This is a genomic window from Sunxiuqinia rutila (assembly GCF_050589705.1).
Lineage (GTDB): Bacteria > Bacteroidota > Bacteroidia > Bacteroidales > Prolixibacteraceae > Sunxiuqinia > Sunxiuqinia rutila.
This window is the reverse complement of sequence record NZ_JBNGOT010000005.1, coordinates 109,045-125,690: the sequence shown is the minus strand read 5'-3', so window position 1 is coordinate 125,690 and position 16,646 is coordinate 109,045. Positions and strand designations below refer to the sequence as shown.

Annotated in this window: 8 protein-coding genes; all 8 read right to left on the bottom strand. The window is 44.1% G+C overall.

Annotated elements, in window-relative coordinates; translation table 11 throughout:
* Nucleotides 1-36 precede the first annotated feature (36 nt).
* Nucleotides 37-2,334: a glycoside hydrolase family 20 protein gene (locus tag ACRD6K_RS07685; protein ID WP_430972786.1), complete on the bottom strand. Its 2,298-nt coding sequence runs from the start codon at nt 2,332-2,334 to the stop codon at nt 37-39.
* 94 nt (nt 2,335-2,428) lie between these two features.
* Nucleotides 2,429-3,211, bottom strand: coding sequence for a glycoside hydrolase family 16 protein (locus ACRD6K_RS07680; RefSeq protein ID WP_430972785.1), 783 nt, complete (start codon nt 3,209-3,211; stop codon nt 2,429-2,431).
* A 163-nt stretch (nt 3,212-3,374) separates the two neighbouring features.
* Nucleotides 3,375-5,363, bottom strand: a complete 1,989-nt coding sequence (locus ACRD6K_RS07675) for a RagB/SusD family nutrient uptake outer membrane protein (RefSeq protein WP_430972784.1) — start codon at nt 5,361-5,363, stop codon at nt 3,375-3,377.
* Nucleotides 5,364-5,375: 12 nt separating this feature from the next.
* On the bottom strand, nt 5,376-8,867 hold the full coding sequence (locus tag ACRD6K_RS07670; RefSeq protein WP_430972783.1) for a SusC/RagA family TonB-linked outer membrane protein: 3,492 nt from the start codon (nt 8,865-8,867) through the stop codon (nt 5,376-5,378).
* Nucleotides 8,868-8,989: 122 nt separating this feature from the next.
* Entirely contained in the window at nt 8,990-10,054 is a 1,065-nt protein-coding gene (locus ACRD6K_RS07665) for a FecR family protein (RefSeq protein ID WP_430972782.1), read from the bottom strand.
* 52 nt (nt 10,055-10,106) lie between these two features.
* The gene (locus tag ACRD6K_RS07660) at nt 10,107-10,730 is read right to left on the bottom strand and encodes an RNA polymerase sigma factor (protein ID WP_430972781.1); all 624 of its coding nucleotides are present in this window, start codon (nt 10,728-10,730) and stop codon (nt 10,107-10,109) included.
* Between the two features lie 132 nt (nt 10,731-10,862).
* Complete coding sequence (locus ACRD6K_RS07655) at nt 10,863-14,207, bottom strand: glycoside hydrolase family 2 TIM barrel-domain containing protein (RefSeq protein ID WP_430972780.1); 3,345 nt, start codon at nt 14,205-14,207, stop codon at nt 10,863-10,865.
* Nucleotides 14,208-14,319: 112 nt separating this feature from the next.
* Nucleotides 14,320-16,608, bottom strand: a complete 2,289-nt coding sequence (locus ACRD6K_RS07650; protein ID WP_430972779.1) for a family 20 glycosylhydrolase — start codon at nt 16,606-16,608, stop codon at nt 14,320-14,322.
* Nucleotides 16,609-16,646 lie beyond the last annotated feature (38 nt).

Here is a 16,646-nt window from a genome sequence, read left to right as displayed (position 1 = left end):
CAGGATTCTGCCAGCAGAACCTGTCTTCTTTTCGATTTAGTTAACAACAATTTCATCGGCAAAGATCCAGGCTGTTTTGCCAGCACCATTATGTCCCGGAGGACACACGTTGTTTTTTGCCGTTACCCGGATGTAGCGTACTTTTTGAGCTGCAAATTCTGTTTTGAAGTCGTGCAGTGCCACTGGTGCATTAATGTCAACCGGATTTTTCAAGCTTTCAATTTCAGCAAATGACTTTCCATCTGTCGACACTTCAAAAGTGACCGATTCGGGAAGGAAAATCCAGTCGCGGTATTTTTGCAAACATCCCAAAGCAATTGACTGAATGGTTTTGGTTTCGCCCAAATCAATGGTTGCAATCAAACTTTTATCGCTGAATCCATGCCAGAACTTGCCCACTGCCTCGGTTCCACGTACCCCGTCAGTCAGGGTGTTGGGGCCATCGGCCTGGTAATACGGACTCACCGGATTGGTATATTCAACAGCCCGTCCGATGGCTTGATGCATCACGAAATTTTGCTCGGCAGGTTTATAGCCTTTCACCTTTCCGTATAGCACCGTTGATGCTTTTAACACAACGCTCGAATTGATCTCAATCGGAGTCGTATATTTTTCACTTTGAAGCGTTGGCTCGCTGCCATCCAAGGTGTAATACACTTCGCCATTCAATATTTCAGTAGAAAGTTCAACCTTCAGTTTTCCATTTTCTGATTTGGGCTTAATGTTCACGGTATAGTTTCCGGGGCAGTAGTGCAAGCCTTTTTGCTCATAGGCCCGGAACTGGTTTTGCAAACGTACATTGAAGCTATCCCAGTCTTTATTTTCTTTCGGGGTCCAAACCACTTCAGCCAAAGCCACCATACGCGGCAATACCATGTACTCCAGGTGTTCGGCAGTGGTAATGTATTCTGTCCAAACGTTGGCCTGTGCTCCCAACGCGAAGTGGGCTTCTTCGGCCGTTAATTCTTCGGGAATCGGTTCGTAGGCATAAACTTTCTTCAAGGTATTGAAGCCGCCAATGGCTACAGGCTCGCCTTCGGGGCCTGCCTGATAGTGGTCGAAATAGCAAGGATTACCCGGAGTCATCACCACATCATGCTTCATTTTTGCAGCTTCAATTCCGCCGGCTTCCCCACGCCAACTCATCACTGTGGCCTCTGGTGCCAATCCACCTTCCAGGATTTCATCCCAACCAATCATTTTTCGGCCTTTGCTGATGATGAATTTCTCCATGCGGGTGATGAAATAGCTTTGCAGCTCATTTTCATCCTTCAGCTTTTCTTCTTTCATGCGCGCCTGACAGCGCTCGCATTCTTTCCAGGGCCCTTTATTCACTTCATCACCTCCGATATGAATGTAGGTAGAAGGGAATAAATCAATCACTTCAGATAAAACATCTTCCAGAAAATGGTAAACCTCTTCGTTTCCTGCACAGTAGTTGGAAGACATGTTCGAGTAATCGCCTCCGGTTAGTGGTAGCTGCGTTTTTTGCGTACAGCTCAATTCGGGGTAAGATGCAATAGCTGACGCCACGTGGCCGGGCATTTCAATTTCCGGAACAATGGTGATATTCCTTTCGGCGGCATAGTCAATAATTTCTTTGATTTGCTCCTGGGTGTAATAACCACCGTAAGTCGGTTCTTCGCCGGGCTTGGCTTGTGGGCGATCGCTCCACTCCAGGTGATTTTGATCCACGCGCCAGGCACCAACATCAGTCAGCTTGGGGTACTTTTTAATTTCAATGCGCCATCCCTGGTCATCAACCAAGTGCCAGTGAAAAGTATTCAATTTGTAAGAAGCCATCAGGTCGATGTATTCTTTCACCACCTCGGGGCCGAAAAAGTGACGGCTAACATCGAGGTGCATACCGCGCCATTGGAAACGCGGATAGTCGGTAACCGAAAGGCATGGAATTTCGAGTACCGCATTGGTGCGGATAACGGGCAGCAACTGCAGCAGCGACTGCATTCCGTAGATAATACCAGCTTTATCATTGGCACGCAAGCGAATGTTTTGGGGAGTCACATCCAGCAAATAACCTTCTTTACCGATGGATTCAATCTCCTCCAATTTCAACTCAATCGTTTTGGCTTTTTTAAGCTGGTAAGGCAAATCGTAGGCTGAGATTGTTCTTACGGCTGCGGCAAAAAAATCGGCAGCTTCTTTCAATTCATCTTGTGTGGCATTGAACTGAATAGAGGTATTTTCATCGATGATAAAACTTCCGCTATGCACTTCCAAAGATACGGGCTGCGGAATAATGGATACATTTTGCCGGGCCACTAGCAAAAAGGGGCAAAGCAAAATCAATAAAATCAATAATTGTTTCTTCATGATTGTTCTCTCTCTCTTAAATTATGGTGTTTCTATATTCAAACTCAATACCAGCAATCTATGGTGTAGATTCTCGTTTTTTTTCAGCAGTTGGTTAGTTGAGTTGATAGACTTTCACCCAGTCTACCTGCATTTCCACAGGCAAATCTTCCGGATTGACGGGGCCGGGCCAGCTTCCGCCCAAAGCTTGGTTTAGGATAAGATAGAATTCCTGATCAAACGGCCATTGACTTGATCCGAGCCCTTCCACTTTGGGATAAGTAAACGTCTTTACCCCATTTATCAGGAAGTCCAGCCGATCAGGATACCATTCCAGCCCAAAGATATTAAACTCTCCTTTTTTAAACGAAGCAGTTGCATGATGTTTGGGATTATTTTTTTGTTGTTGAATGTCCACATAATCGGTGTGTATGGTTTGATAAAAGATAGTGTCAAAGTTGAGCTGCTCCATCACATCAATTTCGCCACTTTTAGGCCATCCACCATAAACGCTTTTCTCGGGCATTAGCCAAATAGCCGGCCATGAGCCCTGCCCTTGATCCAACTTGGCACGCACCTCAAGCTTACCGTACTGAAAAGAGAATTTTCCTTTGGTTTGAATGCAGCCGGTTTGGTATTCAACCGTGTCCGCATCATTCTCAGTCCGGATACCTCGCAAATGCAGAACACCATCAATCACTTCGGCATTTTGCGGCTGATCTGTACAATAGCATGCCCAGTTGGGTGACCGGCGTCCGCTAAAACTCCATTTTGTTTCATCCGGAACTCCATCCACCGAAAAGTCATCGCTCCAGATCAATTTCCAATCCTTTGTATCGCTTTGCGAACAAGCAGTAACCAGCAAAGTGACACAAAATAACAACACGATTTTATTCATCTTTTTTATAGTTGTTTGGTTCTACATGCATCGAGAGGAGTAAGTATTCCCCCACTCCTTCTGCTCTTCTACTATCGTAAAAAGAGGCCACAAAAGCATGATGAATCATTCTTTATGTGGCCTCAATGTTGCACTAAATTATTTTATGTATGGAATTTCCAATTTAGTCAATAGCACCGCTATTTGCTTCCAGTGGCCATCCCGGATTCTGATAAATCACAGAAGTGGTCAGGTCAGACGTATTTTCAGCAGTAATAATAAAGTGCTGAATAGCGATCGGATTCAGGTAGTGTGCTGACGTCCAGCGGTAACCGTCGCGTACCAGGTTGGTATTACTCAGGTTGATGCGGTACGGACGCAAGTACTCACTTTCTGATGAGCTTGAAACGTTTGGCGTTTGATCAGGAGTTCCGGCTTCAATCAAACGTGATTCACCATCTTCATCAACGAACCAGTTTTGCATCGGTCCCCACAGTTTGAAACCTTCCACAATGTATGGATTGGTTTTCAACTGATCCAATGCTCTCCAACGCTTAAGGTCGAAATAACGCATACCTTCAGACATCAACTCACAGCGACGCTCGCGACGAATGTTGTACAAGGTTTTATCGGCCAACAATTGTCCGGCAGAGTAAGCTGCAAAGTCATTCTTCGCTTCTTCGCTCATCACAGTAGCATTTACCGTAACCGTGTAATCAGGATTAACACCTGCACGCTCACGGATGGCACGCCAGTATTGGTCCGCTTTCGCATTAACCGATCCTTCTTTCAGGTAAGATGCTTCGATGTAGTTCAGGTAAGCCTCGGTTGCACGGAATACAATACTTCCGGTTGATCCGTTACTTCCTTCTGTTTGTGCATCAATATAAGACATTCCCTTTTTAAGGGCATAACCCGTAACATAGCGTACTTCATTAATTCCGATAATGTCAGGATAAGCTTCTACGATAGGTGTTCCATCAACATTTGTTTTATCGATTAAACGTAAGTCGCCAGGAGTTTTCAGGAATAATTGCAGACGGTTATCACGGTCAACTTTTACCAGTTGCGTTGAATCATCGCCAGCATATCCAGAAGCGGCATCATAGATTGGCAATCCGTTTGCCATCAGGAAATTATCAACAAAACCTCTTGTATAACCCGTGTTTCCACCGTTTTTATTCAAGTAGTGGTTCACGTTGTGGTTGATTCCTTTGCTTGGATCATAAGCACGCCACAACAACACTTCGCTGTAGCCATTCATATCCACATCGGTATACATTTGGGCATAGGGATTTTGTGAAGAATCGTAACCATCATCTTTGGTATTAGGAACCAACGCCACAGCGTCAGCAACTTCCTCTGCAGCTTCCATCGCCTGAGTCAGGAAATAATCGATTTCAACGTCGATATCGAATCCTGAAACTGTAGCAGGATCACCTGGCCATCCTTGTCCTCCAGGAACCTGAGCAGTCCCTTTATGATACTTTAACCAAGTAGCTTCGTGTAAAGCTACCCGCGACTTGAATAATTTAGCCACGTCTTTCGAAATCCGGTTTTTACCATAAGGAGCACTCTCGCTCAGCAGCATGATGGCTGAATCCAGATCAGAAATGATGAAGTGAGCCACTTCGTTACGTGGACGACGTTCTGAAGCCAGCACCAATTCTTCCATTTGGTCATTCAGTGTTTTCTTCACGATTGGGAAATCACCAAAGGCCTGTACTTTGTTGAAATACTCATAAGCTCTCAAGAAGTACATTTCACCGATGTAATGATCCACATTGGTCGCGTTACCACTGATTTCTCCAGCTTCCCAGCGAGGTAAAACTGTTTCGAAGAAATAGTTGCACTGACGAATGCTACCAAAGTTCCAGGCACCACCTGATTGTGGCACGCGGTATTCGCCCGGAACCCAACGGTTGGAATAACCCGAAGTTACCTGGTTATCGGTGTGGTTGTCGTTAGCAAAGGTTCCAACGCCCCATCCACCGTGAGTTGGGAAATTGTATTGCCCAATCGAATAAGCCGCTAAATCAGCTTCGTTCCACAAGTATTCGTTTGGAGTCACATTTGACAATGGCTCCCGGTCCAGAAATTCATTGCAGGAAGTTAGTGATACTGCAAGTAGTAAAATGACCGAATAAATTGTATATGTTATTTTTCTATTCATTTTTTCAATCCATTAAAAGTTAACACTTAAACCACAAGAGAATACTTTTGACAATGGATAAGTTTTTCCATCGCTCCAGCCACTCAATCCAACTGTTTCCGGATCAAATGTGTCAATCATATTCGTAATTGTTAACAGATTGTCTCCTGAGATATAAAAACGGGCTTTGTTAATTCCTACGCGGCTTGTTAGCACTTTAGGTAGTGTATACCCCACCTGAAGGTTTTTCAAACGCAGGTAAGCGCCACTTTGTAAATAACGAGTTTGTGTTTGTTGGTTTTTACCTGTGCTGAAATAAGGTTTTGGAAAGTATGAATCCAGATTCACATCAGCATGACCGGCTTGTACCATCACCGAGTTTTCATCACGGAAATAGTCCATGTGTGTCGTAAATCCGGCAGATTGCCACATACCACCGCTGGCACCCCAGAAATAAGGTCCGCCTGGCATCCAATCTCTTTTACCAACTCCCTGGAATAAGGCTCTGAAATCAAATCCTTTCCAAGAACCAGTCAGGTCAAGACTGAAGCGGTAACGAGGTGTTGAGTTACCAATTACCGTACGGTCACCAGTATCTCCCAGTAGTCCTGAACCACCATCAATTTTACCGTCGTTGTTCAAATCGGCGTACATAATGTCACCAGCTCCCCATTTGCTTGACAGGCTGCTTTGGCTAACATTTGCTAAGTGCGCATCCATTTCCTCTTGCGTTTTAGCAATTCCGATTGTAGTATATCCCCAAATTTCACCCATTTTTCGACCATTGAACCAAGTATTGGTATTGTTGGTTGGGTTCGGGTAGTTGGTAATTTCCTGCTGGTCATCAGACACAACAGCTCTTACACCGTAGTTAAAGTCACGGATTTTATCTTTCCAGCTCATTTCCAATTCGAAACCATACGATTTCATATCGGCGTTGTTAATCTGAGGAACGCTGGTTCCCAAAATAACAGGAAGTTCAGGAGCCGGTCCAACCATATCAAAAGTTTTCCGGTTGAAGTAGTCAGCGTTTACAAACAAACGGTTGTTAAACATGGACAAGTCCAAACCAACGTTGTAGCTAGTCACACGCTCCCAAGTCAATAACGAACTGATCAAGCCAGGAGCACTTGCAGTATTTGGTCTTTCACCACCCAGTAACCAGCCACCATTGTTGATGCTAACAGGCATTTGCGAGTAGAACGGGTACCAGTTTGAGGTGTTTTGGTTACCCAACTCACCATAAGAACCTCTAACCTTGAATGTTTGGAAAATATGATCCAATCCCCAGAAGTTTTCTTTTGCCATATTCCATCCCAGTGAAACAGAAGGGAAAACGTTCCAGCGCTTGTCATCCAAATAACGTGAAGTACCATCGTAACGGGCATTCACTTCTACCAAGTAACGCTCTTTGTAGTTGTAGTTCAAACGACCAAAGAAACCGGCTGTAGCCCAGTGTTGATACTGACCATGCTCAGCTTTACTGTTGTCAGTGGCTGTGTTAATCGTTGGCAATGACGGTGAAATCAAACCTGTGCGCGACGCACCCAGGGTACGGTATTTCATCAGCTCCGAGTTAAAACCTCCCATCACTTTGAAGTAGTGATCCTCGTTGATTCTGAACTCATAATCCGAATAAATGTTCGACGTGAAGAAGTTGTCAGCCCGGTCAGATTCATACACCGAGCTATGACCTGCTGCATTCCAAAGCACAGCAACAGGGTATGGGTTTTCATTTACATCATAGGCGTAAGCAGGAAGCACATCCTGGTGGTAAGTGGAATATTTTACGCGGTAGTTACCATCTACATAAATGTTCCAACCTTCCAATGGATTAATTACCAACTGAGCTTGCTGATACACCCAGTCTGAACGATCACTCGTACGTCCACCATCGCGAAGCTGAACAATTTCGCCACTTGAATCCGTATAGTGTCCGTTTGGATCTTTTACGGGTATAGTGGGCCAGCGGCGAGCAATGTTGTGGAAGAACAGGCCTGATTGCTGAGTGGCTCTTTCGTAATCTTCGCGAACCAACTTGGAATTGTAGTTGAACGATACATGTTTCGACAACTTGGCGTTAATTTTTGCCGTAATGGTATAGCGGCTAAACTGGTCATTAGAGTGACGCGCTAAACCTTCCTGATCCAGAAAGTTACCTGAAAAATAGTAACGAACATCTTCGTTTCCGCCATTGATGCTAATCGAATGATCCTGAGCAAAAGCTGCACTACGGTAATGCTCTTTAAACCAGTCGGTATTGGCATTTGATCCGGTGTAAAATTGCCAGCGGTCACCATTATTATTAGGCACAGTACCGTAATCAATTTCTCCGGCCTGGTATTGCAAAATACGCTCAATCACTTCGTCCGAAAATTTAGCTCCCTGTCCATCATTGGCAGCAGCTTCGTTCCAGTACAAAGCAAAAGTGTACGAATCCAACATTTCAGGCAATCCCAGAGGAGCCGTCAAACGGAAATTATTGTTGTAGTTAATGGTTGTTTTTCCTTCTTTCCCAGTTTTTGTTGTAATAAGGATAACACCAAATGCAGCACGCGATCCGTAAATTGAAGCGGCAGCAGCATCTTTTAGGACCGAAATATTTTCGATATCCTGAGGGTTAATGGCATTCATGTCTCCTTCCATACCATCGATCAACACCAATGGAGAAGCGTTAGAACCCGAACCGATGGTTCCGGCACCACGAATGTTAAAACTTAAACTTTGGTTCAACTCTCCCCCCAATCCGGAAGTTTGAAAGTTTAAGCCGGGAATAATTCCCTGAAGTGCCTGCCCTACGTTTTGCACCGGACGAGATTCCAGAACTTCTGAAGTCACATTCGATACAGAACCTGTCAGGTTTACTTTTTTCTGTGAACCATAACCAATGGCCACCACTTCTTCGATACCGATTGTTTCTTCTTCCAGTACAACGTCAAAGCTGGACTGATTGCCCACAACGACTTCCTGGCTTCGCATCCCAACAAACGAGTAAACCAAGGTTGCGCCCGGAGCAACATTTTTCAAGGTGTATTTTCCATCAAAGTCAGTAATCGTTCCATCCGAAGTTCCTTTCACCATTACAGTTACCCCAGGAAGAGGCTCGCCACCCTGGTCTGAAACGGTTCCGGCAATAGTACGCTCCTGCTGTGCAGTCTGGCTTTTAACAGAAAGCACAATCTGACGATCAATAACCTGATAGCCCACATTGCTGTTTTCAAACATTAACTCCAGCACTTTGTCGATCGATGCATTTTTGATTTGCATGTTGGTTTTACGTTCAACATCAACAATATCTCTATTGTAGAGGAAAACGTATTCACTCTGTTGTTCAATCTCATACAGCGCATCTTCAATCGACCGGTTTTTCACATCAAGGGTCAATTGTGTTTGCTGCGAGTAACCTGAAAGCGCATAGGATTGCATCAGGCAGAACAACATTAAAAAAGTTGTTAATTTCATCATTCGCAATACTTTCTTCAGACCTACCCTGTCGGGTAAGCCATAACAATCAATTTTTTTCATAATTTTGTAGTGATTAATTCTTACAATTAATTGAATTATAGATTGGGATGCGGATAATGTTGGGGCATTATCTGCATTTCTTTTTTATTCCATAAGCCGACTTAGTTTTTTGTTTTTTTATTTTATTTAATTCTCACCTTTCCCTTCACATAGGCTCCTTCCTTACTCAAATACCCTTTGGTGTAATCAAATTGAATGGGTGCCGACAGTTCCAGAAGCTGAAAGATTTGTTCCAAACTTTCATTTTGAAATGTGGCATTATATGGATGGCTACCCAATTGGGGATTGGCTAGCTCAAATTCAACATTGTACTGACGTTGTAAAACCCGAAGAATGGAATTTAAAGGGGCTTTCCTGAAGATGAACCTACCTTCACGCCAGCAGAGAAAACGCTCCAGATTCTTTCGTTCTACATGAATGGTTTCGCTTGACTTGTCGAAAAAAGAAACCTCACCGGGCTCCAAAAACAATTCGCCACCACTTTTAGCCAGAGAAACACTGCCTTCTACCAAGGCTACTGTCACCACTTCTTCTTCTTCGTAGGCATTTACGTTAAATTCTGTACCGTACACTTTGATGGTTGGCCCAAAGTTTTCTACATTAAAAGGAGTTTCATCTTTGCTAACCTCAAAAAAAGCTTCTCCTTCCAAATGGACCGTGCGCCCGCTATTGGCAAAAATTGGCGGATAAGTCAGTTGCGAACCTGCATTTAACCAAACTTTTGAGCCGTCAGGCAAATCAACAATTGTGCGGGTACCAATGGGCGCAACCACTGAAATTTCCTCATCCATTTTATTTTCCACCAAGCTGGTATAGGTTGATTCCAGTTGTTTTTTATCCAGCAAGGTCCAGGTTGTAAAAAGCAACAAGGGGATAAACAATACGGCAGCCACACGCGACAAGCGACGCATCCAAACACCCCTTCCGGAAGTATTTCTTTGTTTTCTGGAGCGATCAAAAGCTTTCTGTTTCAAATAGTCAACTTCCAAATCGCTAATGGCAGGCGTAGCGAAGGAAAACATGCGAACGGCCTTGCAGGCTTCATCAAATTCCCGGGTTTTATCGGAATGGTTCATTTTCCACTCCTCCCATTTCTGAGAATCCTCCACCTGTTCGCCTTTTGCCCATCGAATAAACTGTGTGTCGGCAACCAGGCTTTCGAATGTATTTTTACTAAACTGTCTCATTGTGTGCCTTTGCCTATAAAGAGTCGAAACCTGGATTTTATACTCACTAATTTTAAGAAAACTTTATCTTTTCTTTAAAAAAAGTGAGCAACACCAGACCAACATCCTGTTTATCAACAGAATCACTAACATTCATTTCTTCTCTTAATTTTTCAAGAGCCCGAAATAATAAGTTGCGAACCGACTGCACATTCAGGTCCATGACCTCTGCAATTTCCTTAAATTCCATTTCGTGCTTAAACCGTAGTAAGATTACCTCTCGCTGCCTGGAAGTCAAATGCCGGAGTCCGGCAACCAGCTTATTCCTGGTTTCCAGCTCAGTTTCGCTTCCGATGATAAAATCTTCGCTTGAAAAGGTAAAATATTGAGAGGAGGCTTCGTCTAAATCCGTGTGAGAGCGAATTTTGGAAGCACGCCGAAGTAGTTCGCGGCGCAAAGAGATGATTAAATAGGCATTGATATTGGCAATTCCCTTGACTTTTTCTTTACGCGACCAAAGATCTGTAAATAAGTCCTGAATGGTGTCTTTCACCAATTCAGCCACCGGAACCAGTTTCAAACCGTAAAAATACAATTCGCGAAACCGTTCCTGAAACAATTCACCAAGGGCATCATTGTCCCCTTGTTGAAATTTATCCCACAATGAATTATCCCAATTCTTATTTTGCGTAGTCATCCCTTAAGCAGTTCGCATGCAAATATATTAAAATTAGGTCAGACATAAGCCAAAAAAATCCGGCTTGGTTCTCAACAAATGAAAACCAGGCCGGATCAAATAATTATTCTAAATAAGAAACGCTGTTAACCGCTATTTTTTATTGGCAAGCGATTTACTCATTTCCAGGTATTTTTCAGTCGATCCATTTTTAACAGGCACCAGGAAGAAACTATACTGGTGAACTTGCTGTCCACTCATCATGTATTCTTTCTGTGGACGGGCTCCCCAGCTGTTATCACCAGCTACACCACGTTGTCCCAGATCAATGTTCAACTGCACCAAATCACGCTCTTTAATGTCGTTGATGTGCTTGCTTCCATTCACTTCCGGAATACCATCGATGCGGAAAGCAGGCTCTACCTCGCTGTTTCCTTCGTAGTCAATACCTTCTGTGGTATCAAAATCTTCATTCAGCATGTGCAATGCGCTCATGCCCAAACCAACCTTCGGCGTGTCAGCTACAACCAACAAACCATTGCCTGCTTTATCCTGAAGCGCGAACCAGTTCACATCCGTACGGTAGCCATTTTCCTGCGGACGCACATAAGGCACATACATTTCGCTTACGCTTGTTTGGTACAAGTCAACAAAAGTAGACGCTTTGCGGTCAACGTAGTTCTCCCAAGGACCACGACCAAAATAAGTCAACTGCTCATAATCAGCGGGCAACTGCATACGCATCCCCACACGTGGAATATCTGCACGATAGTCTGTTTCAGCCAAGGTGTTTGACACTTTGACCACACCAGTTCCTGCAATTTCATAAACACTTACAAAAGTGGTGTTCACTCCTGGCAGTTGGTAAGTTACTTCCAGTTTTACGCGGTTATCAGCCAGCTTTTCAGTTTTCATAGCCGTAACTTCAGAAAACAAAGAGGCTTTTTTCCACTCACCATTGTTAAACTGCATGCGGTTTCCAAAGTCATTATCGGTAGGTGCACGCCAGAAGTTTGGCTTTGGTCCTTTTCCATCTTTCAGCAATTCCTTGCCTTCGTACTCAAACGAAACCGGACGTCCTTCTTCCTGACTGAAAACAAATTTAAAGTCGGCATTTGACACCGTCACTTGCTTGGCATCTTCCTGAACAGTCAAGTCAGCACCATCAGCAACAGCCACTGGCTCTGTTTTAGAAAATTTAGCCAATTCGATTTGCTCATGAGCCACTTCAAATCCGGCAGGAAGTAATCCCCAGGCCTCTTTCAAGGTAGCAGAAAGGTGCACAAAATAGCGCGTATTGCTTTCCGGTTGAACACCATCCAACGACACCCGAATCAACTGTCCGGTATGTGTTTCCACATCCAGATCGTCAAAGTTAAGGGTCTTTAATACTTTACCATCGGCTTTCACCTGAGCTGTAAAGTTGAAGGCATTCAGATTGGTAAAATCATACAGGTTCTCAATAAACACACGCAACTCATTGTGACGGTTGAGACCCGCATTTTTGAAATTGATAAATTCGTGCGCTTTCTTCACTTCAAACAAGCCTGGCTGAGGTGAGCGGTCCGGGAATACAATTCCGTTGTTCAGGAAAGTATTGTCGGTAGGCATGTCCTTACCGTAGTCACCACCGTAGGCATAAAAACGCTCTCCTTTTTCATTGGTTTTCCAGATCGATTGATCAACCCAATCCCAGATAAAACCACCTTGCAGGTTATCGTACAATTCAATAATATCCCAATAATCCTGGAAGTTACCCGTACTGTTACCCATTGCGTGCGCGTATTCACTCGGAATAAACGGACGGTTGGTTTTGTACTTTCCGACGTACTCGAAGAAACCAGGCGATGGATACTGTGGTACCACAATGTCGGTGTTCCATTCCATATCCAAAATATTGCCGTCGTAATCTTTATACGAACGCTCGTACTGCACCGGACGTTTTTGCGAATCGGCGGCTTTCATGGCTTTGTAGCCTGCATAAAAGTTGATTCCATTTCCTGCCTCATTACCCATACTCCAGATAATAACCGAAGGATGATTTTTATCGCGTTCAACCAGGCGCACCATGCGGTCCACATGCTGGTTCTCCCAAATTTCTTTTTTAGCCAGCGAATGATTGCCGTAATACATTCCATGCGACTCGATATTGGCTTCGTCAACCACGTAAATTCCGTGCTCATCGCACAGCTCGTAAAAACGGGCTCCGCGTGGATAGTGACTCAAGCGCACAGCATTGATGTTATTTTCTTTCCAAAGGCGGATGTCAGTCATGATCATCTCTTCACTCATCACATGACCTGTTTCCGGATCCGCTTCCTGGGCATTTACACCTTTCAGGGTAATGCGCTGTCCGTTTACCAGCAACAATCCTTGCTTGATTTCAACCGTACGGAAACCAACTTTAATTGCAGTAGCCTCCAGTGTTTTTCCTTTTTTATCCTGAACTTCCAGCAATAAAGTATACAAATTAGGATGTTCATCGCTCCATGGCTTCACATTTTCAACAGTAGCAGCCATCGCTTCCGTCAGCTCGGCACTTGCGCCAACTTCCAGTTTTTTAGATTCGCTGGTTACCAATTGCCCTTGATCATCCAGCAACTGATATGCCAGTTTGAATTTTTGAGCTTTCGGCTGATGGTTTTTCAATTCAACGGTTAGTTCCAGCTCTCCGTTTTGGTAAGCGGCGTCCAATGTGGCTGCGGCCTCAAAGTCACGAATACGTAGTTTTGGCTGAGCATACAAATACACACTTCGCTCAATCCCACTGATACGCCAGAAATCCTGACACTCCAGGTAGGAACCATCGGTCCATCGGAAAATTTGTAAGGCAATCGTGTTTTCGCCTTTCTGAACATGCGGAGTAATATTGAATTCGGCAGGCAGCTTGCTTCCTTGTGAGTATCCTACATATTTTCCATTAATCCACACAAAACCACCTGATTTCATGGCACCAATGTGCAGGAAAATTTCCTTGCCATCCCAATCATCAGCTACGACAAAACTGCGGCGGTAAGATCCCACCGGATTGTACGTATGAGGCACTTTTCCAGGATACTTCGGATAAATGCCATCCAACTCCATATCATCGGCAACCGGAGCTTTGTGATCGGCAAATTCGTATTGATGGTTCACATAAATTGGAACCCCGTAACCTTCCACTTCCCAGTTTGAAGGTACTTTAATATTATCCCAGTCATCCACATTTTCCTGAGGATCCATAAAGGTTACCGGACGGTCCTGAGGATTGCGAACCCATTTAAACTTCCAGATACCATCCAGGTATTGGCGGGTATTCACCTCGGTGGCCTTTTGAGTTAAGGCTTCTTCAACCGTAGGCACCGAAACAAAAGAGGCATGGGCCGGCTCTTTGTTTTCCTGAATCACTTCAATGTTTTCCACATAATTCCAGACATTGATTCCGGAATCTGCTGCTTGTCCCCGGGCCGTCCATCCGGACAGGGCAAAAGCTGTGAGTAGTAGCAAAGATTTTCTCATGAATTTAGAACTTTTCTTTTTGAGTAATTTTATAGTACTAGCAGTAAAAAAAAACTGCCTTCAAAAATAACACACAAATCTTGTGTTTGACTCTGAAGGCAGTTATATTTTGTTAATAGCTAAAATTATCCAATTTCAGCTGAGAGAACTTCTCATCACCAACTTTCTTATAGTCAACAATAAAGTGATTCCATGATTGAGGAAATCCACCGATATTATTATTCAAATAAATAATTTGAACCGGATGTTTTCCTTTTGCCAACGCAATTTGCGCATTACTACGCGAAAAGCGTTTCACTTCGCCATCGTTGTTTACCAAAAGTTTGTCTCCAATAAAGAACTGGTCAAAATTTGTTTGGAATTCGTAAATACCATCTTCCGGAACTTCAATATACCCTTGAAGCTTAGCTCCTGTTGGTTTTTTGTAGTTGTTGATTGTCGGCAAGGTCTTTGCATTAACGTCAATCGACTTCCAGCTTTTTGCTGATTCCAGGTCTTTCACTTCAATGAAAATCCCTTCAGCATATTGACCGGTCAATCCTGTTTTGCTTGTTTCTGCAGAAACAGCTGGCAACAAGTCTTGTTTTTCAACCGTAATGGTCCGCACCTTACTCATGGTACCGCTATTGAGTACCGAACGAATTTTCACAGTTGCGTTCTCGGTAAAGGTCAACGGTGATTCATAAACTGCAGCATTTTGATCAGGCTCGCTTCCATCCAATGTGTATACCATTTTGATCGGGCGAGTTGTTGTAAACTCAAGCGAAGCTGTATCAGTAAAAGCAACATGGTTAACTGGTCCTTCGGGCAGTGGAATGTGGTAATTAATGTTGTGCAGATCAAGTCTTACAAACTGAGGATCCATGCGTTTAACGAAATCCGCGTAATCCTTATTTTCTTTTTGTGTCCAGCCCACTTCTGCCAAGGCAATAATACGAGGATAGATACGGTACTCGAACAGTTCCGGAGTGTACATATACTCTGACCACACATTTCCTTGTGTTCCCAAAACATGTTTTGCTTTCTCTCCTTTCAACTCGGCAGGCACCGGATCGTAGCTATACGATTCTTCCATGGTTGTATAACCGCCAATAGCAACCGGCTCCACTTTACTGTCTCCCTGGTAGTGATCCAGGTAAACCCAGTTTCCAGGAGTCATCACCACATCGTGTCCCTGGTTAGCCGCTTCAATACCTCCGGCTTCACCTCTCCACGACATTACTGTTGCTGAAGGAGCCAATCCACCTTCCAGGATTTCATCCCATCCGATCATTTTCCGGTCGTGGGCCAACAATACTTTTTCAATACGTTGCACAAAATAACTTTGCAGTTCGTGCTCGTCTTTCAAGCCTTCTTTGCGAATACGACGTTGACAATCGCGACAAACTTTCCAACGATCTTTCGGCGACTCATCACCTCCAATGTGGAAGTACTCGTAAGGAAACAATGGCACCACCTCGTCAATGATGTCTTCCAAAAAGTGGAATGTTTCCTCTTTACCTGCACAATATACATCGGGTTCAACACCCCATACCGTACGCACCTCAAATGGTCCACCTGTACATGAAAGTTCAGGATATCCAACCAAGGCAGCCAGTGAGTGTCCCGGCAATTCAATTTCAGGAACCACATTGATGAAGCGCTCAGCAGCATAAGCCACCACTTCTTTAATTTCTTCCTGTGTGTAGTAACCGCCATAAACGCTTCCGTCACCTTCAGTACGTTTAGAACCCAGTTCTGTCAGTTTCGGGTACTTTTTAATTTCAATCCGCCAGCCTTGGTCTTCTGTCAGGTGCCAGTGAAACGTGTTCATTTTAAACAAGGCCATCACGTCCAATTGCTTCTTGATGAAATCAACCGAAACAAAGTGACGACAAACGTCCAGGTGCATTCCACGCCATACAAAGCGAGGTGCATCGTCAATCTCAACACAAGGCATGGTCCAGCTAACGTCAGCCACTGCCTGCGTACTTTCAATCTCAGCCGGCAACAACTGCAACATACTCATCAAACCATAGAAAGCTCCACGCTCTGATGCTGCTTTGATCGTAGCTCCCGCAGCAGTTACGCTCAACTGGTAAGACTCGTCGCTTGAACCAGCCTCTCCCGTCAATTCAACATGAATAAAGTTTTTAGCCGGCAACTCGTTCACAACGGCCAACTCAAAACCAGCCGCCTGCTTAAATCGTTGGTTGATCAGGCCAGCAGCCGATTGCAGCTTATCATTATCAGGCACAACAAAGGCCGTTTTAGCATTAACCGTAAAACTCCCCTCTCCTTTTACCAAGCCATTGGGCTGTGGCACTAACGCTATTTCCCGCTCTTTACCTGCCTGATTGGTACAGGCGCTAAAAAACGCAGTAATTAATGTACAAAAAATGAATGTTCGAAAAATTCTCATTTTAGTATGATTTAATTGATAATTGATCTCCATAAATA

Coding starts and splice junctions, on each gene's coding strand:
- ACRD6K_RS07685 (WP_430972786.1), bottom strand. CDS start 2,334: ATGAAGAAACAATTATTGATTTTATTGATTTTGCTTTGCCCCTTTTTG.
- ACRD6K_RS07680 (WP_430972785.1), bottom strand. CDS start 3,211: ATGAATAAAATCGTGTTGTTATTTTGTGTCACTTTGCTGGTTACTGCT.
- ACRD6K_RS07675 (WP_430972784.1), bottom strand. CDS start 5,363: ATGAATAGAAAAATAACATATACAATTTATTCGGTCATTTTACTACTT.
- ACRD6K_RS07670 (WP_430972783.1), bottom strand. CDS start 8,867: ATGAAAAAAATTGATTGTTATGGCTTACCCGACAGGGTAGGTCTGAAG.
- ACRD6K_RS07665 (WP_430972782.1), bottom strand. CDS start 10,054: ATGAGACAGTTTAGTAAAAATACATTCGAAAGCCTGGTTGCCGACACA.
- ACRD6K_RS07660 (WP_430972781.1), bottom strand. CDS start 10,730: ATGACTACGCAAAATAAGAATTGGGATAATTCATTGTGGGATAAATTT.
- ACRD6K_RS07655 (WP_430972780.1), bottom strand. CDS start 14,207: ATGAGAAAATCTTTGCTACTACTCACAGCTTTTGCCCTGTCCGGATGG.
- ACRD6K_RS07650 (WP_430972779.1), bottom strand. CDS start 16,608: ATGAGAATTTTTCGAACATTCATTTTTTGTACATTAATTACTGCGTTT.